This window comes from Denitrificimonas halotolerans, assembly GCF_034259425.1.
Classification (GTDB): domain Bacteria; phylum Pseudomonadota; class Gammaproteobacteria; order Pseudomonadales; family Pseudomonadaceae; genus Denitrificimonas; species Denitrificimonas halotolerans.
Map to the genome: position 1 here is coordinate 1 of NZ_JAXIVU010000032.1, position 8,630 is coordinate 8,630.

General features: G+C 46.0%; 9 protein-coding genes and 1 pseudogene. 8 read left to right on the top strand and 2 right to left on the bottom strand.

The genetic code is table 11. From position 1 onward, the window contains the following. Positions 1-110 (top strand): zinc ribbon domain-containing protein (locus tag TOI97_RS12850; protein ID WP_321552891.1); only part of this gene is annotated, 110 nt, incomplete at its 5' end. A 13-nt stretch (positions 111-123) separates the two neighbouring features. Here TOI97_RS12850 and TOI97_RS12855 read toward each other — a convergent pair. Continuing rightward, entirely contained in the window at positions 124-873 is a 750-nt protein-coding gene (locus tag TOI97_RS12855) for a ComF family protein (protein WP_321554534.1), read from the bottom strand. An 89-nt stretch (positions 874-962) separates the two neighbouring features. On the opposite strand from TOI97_RS12855, the gene bioB reads away from it, so the two are divergent. The 7 genes from bioB to TOI97_RS12890 all read left to right on the top strand — a co-directional run bounded on the left by bioB (position 963) and on the right by TOI97_RS12890 (position 7,131). After that, a complete protein-coding gene (bioB, locus tag TOI97_RS12860; RefSeq protein WP_321554535.1) occupies positions 963-2,021 on the top strand; it encodes a biotin synthase BioB in 1,059 nt (352 codons plus the stop codon). A 74-nt stretch (positions 2,022-2,095) separates the two neighbouring features. Then, positions 2,096-3,262, top strand: coding sequence for an 8-amino-7-oxononanoate synthase (bioF, locus tag TOI97_RS12865; RefSeq protein ID WP_321554536.1), 1,167 nt, complete (start codon positions 2,096-2,098; stop codon positions 3,260-3,262). Continuing rightward, positions 3,255-3,977 (top strand): alpha/beta fold hydrolase, encoded by a 723-nt coding sequence (locus TOI97_RS12870; protein ID WP_321554537.1) that lies wholly within the window; start codon positions 3,255-3,257, stop codon positions 3,975-3,977. Before bioF ends, TOI97_RS12870 begins: the two co-directional genes overlap by 8 nt. Then, positions 3,961-4,776, top strand: a complete 816-nt coding sequence (gene bioC / locus TOI97_RS12875) for a malonyl-ACP O-methyltransferase BioC (protein WP_407651358.1) — start codon at positions 3,961-3,963, stop codon at positions 4,774-4,776. The genes TOI97_RS12870 and bioC overlap by 17 nt, the downstream gene beginning before the upstream one ends. A gap of 2 nt (positions 4,777-4,778) precedes the next feature. After that, a complete protein-coding gene (gene bioD / locus TOI97_RS12880; protein ID WP_321554539.1) occupies positions 4,779-5,489 on the top strand; it encodes a dethiobiotin synthase in 711 nt (236 codons plus the stop codon). Positions 5,490-5,597: 108 nt separating this feature from the next. After that, the gene (locus tag TOI97_RS12885; protein WP_321554541.1) at positions 5,598-6,143 is read left to right on the top strand and encodes an RNA-guided endonuclease InsQ/TnpB family protein; all 546 of its coding nucleotides are present in this window, start codon (positions 5,598-5,600) and stop codon (positions 6,141-6,143) included. A 292-nt stretch (positions 6,144-6,435) separates the two neighbouring features. Next, positions 6,436-7,131: an outer membrane beta-barrel protein gene (locus TOI97_RS12890; RefSeq protein ID WP_321554540.1), complete on the top strand. Its 696-nt coding sequence runs from the start codon at positions 6,436-6,438 to the stop codon at positions 7,129-7,131. A 106-nt stretch (positions 7,132-7,237) separates the two neighbouring features. On the opposite strand, the pseudogene TOI97_RS12895 reads toward TOI97_RS12890, so the two are convergent. Next, positions 7,238-8,506 (bottom strand): annotated as a pseudogene (locus TOI97_RS12895) (cation:proton antiporter domain-containing protein); the annotation flags it as partial. Positions 8,507-8,630: the final 124 nt, after the last annotated feature.

An 8,630-nucleotide genomic window follows, 5' to 3' on the forward strand; every position in this document is an offset into this window, starting at 1 on the left:
AATGGACGTGCAGTGGGTGTGGTGTCACCCACGATCGCGATATCAACGCGGCACGTAACATTCTCGCGGCCGGGCATGGTCGTCTAGCAGTAGGAATCCCCGTCCTTTAGGTCGGGGAGGATGTCAAGGGCTGAGCCGGTACTTGGAGGGCTTAGGTGTGCGGGCCAAGCAGTACACCTCAACCCATGCAGCGCCATGCTCTAAGAGTAAACTACTAATGGTTGAGCAGGTTGTACCCGTGGTGAGGACATCATCGACCAGAACAATATGCTTATTTTTGATCCGTTCCGGTTGTGGAACATGAAAAGCATACTGCAGATTTTTCTGCCTTTCTTGAGCTGTTAGTCCTTGCTGGCTTTGGGTTTCACGGGTGCGTCGAATGAGTTGTGGCTGGCTTACTAATTTCAACTCTTTGCTTAACCAGTCACACAGTATTTGCGCTTGATTGTAGCCACGCTTTTGTTGTCGCTGCTTAGCTAAAGGCACAGCAACAATATAGTCGGGGCGCAGGCCTCCTTCATCGTAGTAGTAGTTTAAATAGTGCCCGAGTAAGTGACTTAAGAGCTTTCCGTAGGGCCAATTTTGTTGATGTTTAAAGCGGTTGATTAAAGTATCTACTGGAAAAATATATTCAAATGGCGCAATGACTTTGCTAAAAAATGGGGGGTTATGGGTGCATTCGGTGCATAGGGCGTGCTGATCTGGTATGGGCAAAGCGCATTGTAAACACTGAGAGCCCAACCAAGGCAGGTCAGCTTCACAGGCCTCACATAGTGCTAAAGCTCGGGCGCTAGGCGCACTACAAAGTAAACAGCTTTGTTGGTTTTTCAGCCACTGGTAAACCTTGGTTAAAAAATATGGTTGACAGGTCATGACGTCATCCTTGATTATTAATGCTTTGCATCTTGCATGAATCCAGTTTAGCAACCCGTCTGCTAACGGCAAATAAAAAAGGATAATCCATGACCACCAGCCTCAATGCAGTGACTCGCCATGATTGGACAGTAAAAGAAGTCACTGACTTGTTACAGCAGCCTTTTAATGATCTGCTTTTCCAAGCACAAACGGTGCATCGTCAGCACTTTAATGCTAACCGTGTGCAGGTTTCGACTTTGTTGTCGATTAAGACCGGTGCTTGCCCTGAAGACTGTAAATATTGTCCGCAGTCAGGTCATTACAACACAGGGCTGGATAAAGAAAAGTTGATGGAAGTACAAAAAGTACTTGAAGAGGCTAAGCGCGCTAAGGAAATTGGTTCAACCCGTTTTTGCATGGGGGCGGCATGGAAACATCCGTCTGCTAAAGATCTACCGTATGTTTTAGAAATGGTCAAAGGTGTGAAGGCTATGGGTCTAGAAACCTGTATGACCCTTGGTAAGTTGGACAAAGAGCAAACTCAAGCTTTAGCTGAGGCAGGGTTGGATTACTATAATCATAACCTTGATACTTCACCTGAATTTTACGGTCATATCATTACCACTCGAACTTATGCTGAACGTTTAGAAACTTTAAGTTATGTGCGTGATGCTGGAATGAAAATTTGCTCTGGTGGCATTTTAGGGATGGGGGAATCCATCAATGACCGCGCGGGACTATTAATCCAGTTGGCAAATTTACCGGAGCACCCTGAAAGTGTACCGATTAATATGTTGGTAAAGGTGGAAGGGACACCGTTGGCTCATGAAGACGATGTGGATCCTTTTGACTTTATCCGCATGCTTGCTGTAGCACGGATCATGATGCCACGCTCTCACGTGCGCCTTTCAGCTGGCCGTGAGCAAATGAATGAACAGATGCAGGCTTTAGCGTTTTTAGCAGGTGCTAATTCTATTTTCTATGGTGAAAAGCTCTTGACTACAGGTAACCCGCAAGCAGATAAAGACATGCAATTGTTTGCTCGCTTAGGTATTGAGCCTGAAGCACGGGAAGAGTATGCCGATGAAGTGCATCAGGCTGCTATTGAACATGCCCTTATTGAACAGCGTGATTCCAAGCTGTTTTACGATGCTGCGACTCATTAATCGCTGATTGCAGCGGCACTTTAATAGGGTGTCGTTGCATAATTTTTTACCCTCCTAAAACATCTTGGATAACCATGAGTTTTGATCTTGCTGCCCGTTTGGCTGCGCGCCAGGCTGATAATCTTTATCGTCAACGCCCCTTGTTGCAAAGTCCGCAAGGTCCTGTGGTAACAGTAGATGGTAAAGCGTATTTGGCTTTTTCTTCTAACGATTATCTGGGTTTAGCTAACCATCCTAAATTGATTGAAGCCCTGCAACAGGGAGCTGCACAGTGGGGCGTTGGCGGCGGTGCTTCGCACTTAGTGATAGGTCACAGTGAACCCCATCATCAGTTAGAGAATGCTTTAGCAGAGTTTACGGGGCGTGAACGTGTTTTGCTGATGGGTAGTGGCTATATGGCTAATTTAGCGGTGATTACAGCCTTAGTAGGTAAGGGTGACACAGTGTTGCACGATCGCCTTAATCACGCTTCTTTACTGGATGCTGGGTTATTGTCAGGCGCGCGTTTTAGCCGTTATTTGCATAATGATCTTGACAGCTTAAAGCTACGCTTTAAGCGTGCACAAGGTAATACTCTGCTGGTGACCGACGGTGTGTTTAGTATGGATGGTGATCTGGCACCTTTACCTGAACTTGCCGCTCAAGCGTATGCTCATCAAGCTTGGCTGATGGTCGATGATGCACATGGTTTTGGTGTGCTAGGGAAAACGGGAGCAGGCTTGGTTGAGCACTATGGTTTAAGTACTGAAGATGTACCTGTCTTGGTGGGTACATTAGGTAAAGCTTTCGGTACTTCTGGTGCCTTTATTGCGGGTAGTGAGGCGCTAATTGAAACCCTTATCCAGTTTGCTCGTCCTTATATCTATACCACGAGTTCACCGCCTGCAGTGGCATGTGCCACTTTGGCCAGCTTAGAACTGTTAAAAAGCGAACACTGGCGGCGCGAGCATTTGCAACAGTTGATTGCGCAATTTCGTCAAGGGGCGCAAACCCTAGGTTTGAATCTTGTGGAGAGTCCCACTCCTATACAACCAGTGATTGTCGGTGATAGCGGTGCTGCAATGGCTATGGCGAACCGATTACGTGAACGGGGAATTCTGGTAGGGGCGATTCGTCCACCTACGGTGCCTACGGGCAGTGCTCGCTTACGAATTACGCTCACTGCAGCCCATAGTAGTGCACAGGTGCAGCAGCTCATAGAAGCTTTGGCGCAGAGTCAAGCTGAGGTGCAACATGGATAAAAGGTTAGTGATCCTACCGGGTTGGGGGTTTTCAAGTACTGTTTTACAGCCTTTAGCTGATGAGTTGCAGTATGCATTAGCGGGTTTTACGGTGCAGCTTCAACCTTTACCGCAGATGGCGGGTTTAAATCTTGAGGTGGTGTTAGCTCAATTGGATCAGCAATTACCGGAGCACTGCTGGCTGCTAGGTTGGTCATTGGGTGGTATGTTGGCCACAACTTTAGCTGCGCGTCGTGTAGAGCGTTGCCCTGGGGTGATCAGTTACGCCAGTAATGCATGTTTTGTTGCCCGCGCCGGATGGTCTGAGGCGATGCCTGCGTCAACTTTCAGTGAGTTTTATCGCTTATGCAGTGAGGATTTACAAGCTGGCATAAAGCGTTTTGCATTGTTGTGTAGTCAAGGTGCTGAGCATGCAAGGCAATTATCACGTGAATTGTACGGTCTGACGCAGACGAGCAAAGATTCTTTAGCTGGACTGGATTGTTTAGCTGAGCTAGATACACGGAGTGCTATTAGTCGTTTTACTGGAGCACAATTGCACATGTTGGCGCAAAACGATGCTTTAGTGCCGGCTTCAGTCGCAGCGGATTTGCAGGCGTTAAACTCAAAGGCACAGGTGCAGATCTTAGGGCAAAGTCATGCTAGCCCAGTCGCCCAAGTACAGTTGCTGGCGCAATCTATTACTTCTTTTATAGGCAATGAACAGCATGCTTGAGCGGTTGCAGTGTAATAAGCAACAGGTAGCTGCGGCCTTTTCCAGGGCGGCAAACACCTATGACAGTGTGGCTGAGTTTCAGCGTGCTGTTGGTGGTCGTTTATTAAGTTTAGTGCCACAACAGTTGAATTCAGTAGGCCATCAACCTCAAAGTTGGTTAGATATAGGCTGTGGTACGGGGTATTTTTGTCAACAGTTACAGCAGCGCTGGCCGTTGGCACAAGGCTTGGGGTTAGATTTAGCCGAAGGCATGCTGGTTGTAGCCCGTGAACGTTGTCCAACGCTGGCATATATTTGCGCTGATGCTGAGCATTTACCATTAGCAGATCACAGTCAAGATTTAATTTTTAGTAGTTTAGCTTTGCAGTGGTGCAGTGATTTCTCCCAGCTACTCCGTGAAATTAAGCGTGTATTAAAGCCAGGGGGCGTGCTGTTATTCAGTAGTTTAGCTGAGGGTTCACTCTTTGAGTTGCGCAATAGTTGGAAAGCTGTGGATAACGCCCCTCATGTGAACCAATTTAGACCTTTCACTCGTTATCAAGAGCTGGCAGCGAGCAGTGGTTTAACAGTCGTGGATGTGCATTGCCATACCCACACCTATTATTACAATAAAGTGCGTGAATTGACCCATGAGCTCAAGCATTTAGGAGCCGATCATGTGCAAGACGGGCGTGCTCCAGGTTTAGTCAGTCGACAGGGCTTTGAGCGCTTACTCAATGCCTATGAGGAGTACCGTCAGCCGCAAGGGCTGCCAGCTACTTGGCAAGTGGTCTATGGTGTTTTAAGTCAAGAGGGTTAAACATGGCACAGGCGTATTTTATCACAGGGACTGACACTGATGCAGGAAAAACGAGTATTGCAGCAGGATTACTCTGTGCGGCACAACAACAACAGCACAGCACTTTAGCCATGAAACCAGTGGCATCTGGTTGTGAGGTGAGGGCCGAGGGCTTACAGAATAGCGATGCGCTTGCTCTGATGGCACAAAGTAGCATCAAGCGTCCTTATGCCGAAGTGAATCCCTACGCTTTTGCTCCAGCTATAGCACCACATATTGCTGCACAAGAAGCAGGTGTTGCGTTACAGGTGTCTGATTTATACCAAGCAGCACAGGTTATTTTACAGCAGCAAGCCGATTTTACTCTGATTGAAGGTGCGGGCGGTTGGCGAGTGCCTCTCTCTGAGACAGCATTTTTGTCTGACTTTGCTAAAACGCTGAAGCTGCCAGTGATTTTGGTGGTTGGAGTGAAGCTAGGTTGCATTAATCATGCATTATTAACTGCTCAAGCGATTCAAAGTGATGGCCTAGAGTTGGCTGGTTGGATTGCTAATGTAGTGGATCCGAATTGTGCTCGTCTGGAGGAGAATTTAGTCACATTAAAGCAACAGATGCCTGCACCATGCTTAGCTCAAGTGCCACACTTGACCCATACTGGCGCTGAGCATGTTGCTGAGTTTTTACAGCACGGTGTGGCTCAATTATCAAAATCGCGTAAGACCTCGTACTTTTAGTGCGGGGATGGATAGCGAGGGCTGCGTAAGCAGCCCCTTAACCCCTTAACAGACTGCTAAAGCCTTTGCAGCCAAGCTCAACGTGTTGGTTGATGTGCAGGCATTGGTATTGGCCTTGGTTTAATCGACACTACCACCTGCTCGGACGGCACCAAGCTAGAAGCGGGCCGCTTCTATCGCGATCTTGAGGAAAAATTAGCCATAGCACAGCGGGCTAGAAATAAAACTCAAGTCAAAACCATTCATACGAAAATCGCTAACCGTAGAAAAGACGCATTGCACAAATTTAGCCGCGAGCTAGTCAACCGTGGCGGTGAAATCTATATGGGCAATGTCGGTCGCTTAAAACGCGTTAAAACCACGATGGCCAAGTCAGTGCTGGACGCTGGCTGGGGTCAATTAAAAACAATGCTGGACTATAAATGCGCTCACGTAGGCATTGCTTTTAAGGAAGTTGACGAGGCATACACCACCCAAACCTGTTCGAGTTGTGGCAGCTTGCCCGAATCGAGGCCGAAAGGTATCGCAGGACTTGGAATAAGAGAATGGACGTGCAGTGGGTGTGGTGTCACCCATGATCGCGATATCAACGCAGCACGTAACATTCTCGCGGCCGGGCATGGTCGTCTAGCAGTAGGAATTCCCGTCCTTTAGAGTGGGGAGGATGTCAATGAATTAGTTGTGTTATTTTTAAATAATATTAGAGGTTTTTAAAACATTATTTGTAAGGATAAAAATATAATGAAATTATATTCATTGTAGATTTTCGCTCTAGCCACAAAGTTTTATATATTAGTATTTATAACAGTATTAGTTATTTGGTATTATTTTAATTGGTTTTTTTCAATATTTATATCAAGTTTAACTGTATGCTTGATATAAAACTTACCATGAATATACTCATCCCCTCTTAATAGTGGCATTAAATTATTCATGGAGTTATAAGATGCTGAAAAAAACATTATTGGCTGCAGTTATATTTGGGCTTTCCACAACCGCACTGCAGGCGTATGAGCTTAAAAGTTATGTGACGGTCAGCGTTGGCCAAGCTAAAGCTGATAAATCAAAAGCAGCAAAAGTATTGCGTAGTGAGATTCATCAAGTTGGTAGTATGCCCGGAGTGAGCAGTCGTACTTCAAGTGATCGCTCAGATACAGCCTATAAAATTGGTCTTGGTTTGCAAGCAAATGAGTATGTAGCTCTTGAGTTCCAATATCTAAATTTAGGTGAGGCTAGCTATAAAGGTGTAGCTTCGCACGTTATGGCACCCAGCGCAGTTGGGTCTGCTAAATTTAAATCAGAGACCAGTGGTGTAGGTGCCAATATTGTGGGCAGCTATCCCATTGAAGATTTCACAGTATTTGCTAAAGCAGGTTATCACTATCTGAAAACTAAGAATGCTTTGCGCGTTGGTGTTTCTGGAGTGGGTGTAGATTCTAGCTCGTTGAATAAGACGGTCAGAGAGTGGGTACCTTCTTTTGGTATCGGTGCGAGCTATAGCGTTACGCCAGAACTGGCTGTTATTGCAGAGTATGAGCGTTATCAAGGTGTGGCTAATAAAAAATTGCGTTACGATGATGAGCGGGTGAGCCTGAAACACAATGTTGACTTGGCTTCTGTTGGTGTACGTTACGAGTTTTAATGTAAAAAGCCTACCACGGTTAGCGTGGTAGGCTTTTTAAGCATAGTCTTTGGGCTAGGCTTCTTTTAGCAAAATCACAAGAGTAGGGAAAACCTCGTATTGGAGTTTATTTTTTAAGGCGGGCTTGCTGGATTTGAGCGTCTTGCTCTAAAACGTGTTCAGCTAATTTTAAGCCTGTTTCTGAGAATGTTTTATGAATGAAATCAGCACCGGCTGCTCGAATCGTATCGGCATGCTCAGGGTATAAACAATGGCTGACAATAGTACCTTTAAAGCCACTTTCCCGCAGTTTCTGTGCCGCGAGCGTTTTAGCTTCTAAGTCATTTGCCGCCAAGATGACATACCTGAGATGTGGCGCACGTAAGCGTTTCCAAAATACTGAATCTTCAGCATCGGCAAATAAGCTGTTAATGTTTTCCTCCGCTTGTTGTTCAATTTTAATAGGGTCGGAGTCAATCCCTATCACCGCATGTCCGTTCTCACGGAGTAAATTATAAGATGCCATCCCTGTGCGTCCCATACCGACAATGATAATTTCATCATCAATATAGAGCGGTTGTTCGTCGGGGTGGAAGCCTTTACGTTCAAATGTGATGAGTTGTTTATTTAGCTTTTCGTATAAGGTGTGTGCAAAACGGTTGAGGGGAGCTGACACAACAAAAGAAAAAGCTACTGTTAGTGCGAGAGGAATAATCCATTCAGGAATGGCGATGCTAGCAACAATAAGGCCGAACTCACTGTAGTTAGTCAGGCTTAAACTGGTTAAAAACGCACTGCGGGCACGTAGTTTAAACATGACCATTAAACCGAAAAATAATGCACCTTTAATGGGTAATGCAATGGCTAAAACTAAGGCGAAGATGACAGCGTTTTGATCAGGTAGACCGCCGATACCTATCTGTAAGAAAAAGCCTACCAAGAAAATTTCTTTGATACTCCACAGGGCTTTAGATAACTCGCTAGAGCGGGGGTGATTGGCTAATAAAGCACCAAATGCTAAAGCGCCCAATTCAGAACTTAGTCCGACTTGTTCAAAACCATAGCCGCCAATGACCAGGGCAAGTAAGAGTCCGAGCAATACCAATAACTCTTCATGACCACTGTAATCGACTAAACGGTAAATCACTGGGCGTAATAACGGCATACCAAAAACAATCAACGCCCACATTGAAGGAGTTTGCCCACTTGCAACACTCATCACGCAGAGTGCGATCAAGTCTTGCACGACCAAAATACCGATGGCCACGCGGCCGTGGAAAGCACGCAGTTCACGCTTGCCCTCAAGGACTTTGGCTGCCAGTACTGTGCTGGAAAACGAGAGAGCAATCGCCAGCATAGTAGCGGTGTACCAGCTAATATCTAAGAAAAAAACAATGGACTTCCCCTAAAACACTAGACACTCCTTAAGTTAGAATAAACCTTTAGGAGAGCATCATGGCAAAACCACGTTTTACACCTGAATTCAAAGCTGAGGCCATCAAACAAATAACCGAACGCGG

Excerpts from the sequence above, each read along its gene's own strand:
- TOI97_RS12855 (WP_321554534.1), bottom strand. The coding sequence starts at position 873 with ATGACCTGTCAACCATATTTTTTAACCAAGGTTTACCAGTGGCTGAAA.
- bioB (WP_321554535.1), top strand. The coding sequence starts at position 963 with ATGACCACCAGCCTCAATGCAGTGACTCGCCATGATTGGACAGTAAAA.
- bioF (WP_321554536.1), top strand. The coding sequence starts at position 2,096 with ATGAGTTTTGATCTTGCTGCCCGTTTGGCTGCGCGCCAGGCTGATAAT.
- TOI97_RS12870 (WP_321554537.1), top strand. The coding sequence starts at position 3,255 with ATGGATAAAAGGTTAGTGATCCTACCGGGTTGGGGGTTTTCAAGTACT.
- bioC (WP_407651358.1), top strand. The coding sequence starts at position 3,961 with ATGAACAGCATGCTTGAGCGGTTGCAGTGTAATAAGCAACAGGTAGCT.
- bioD (WP_321554539.1), top strand. The coding sequence starts at position 4,779 with ATGGCACAGGCGTATTTTATCACAGGGACTGACACTGATGCAGGAAAA.
- TOI97_RS12890 (WP_321554540.1), top strand. The coding sequence starts at position 6,436 with ATGCTGAAAAAAACATTATTGGCTGCAGTTATATTTGGGCTTTCCACA.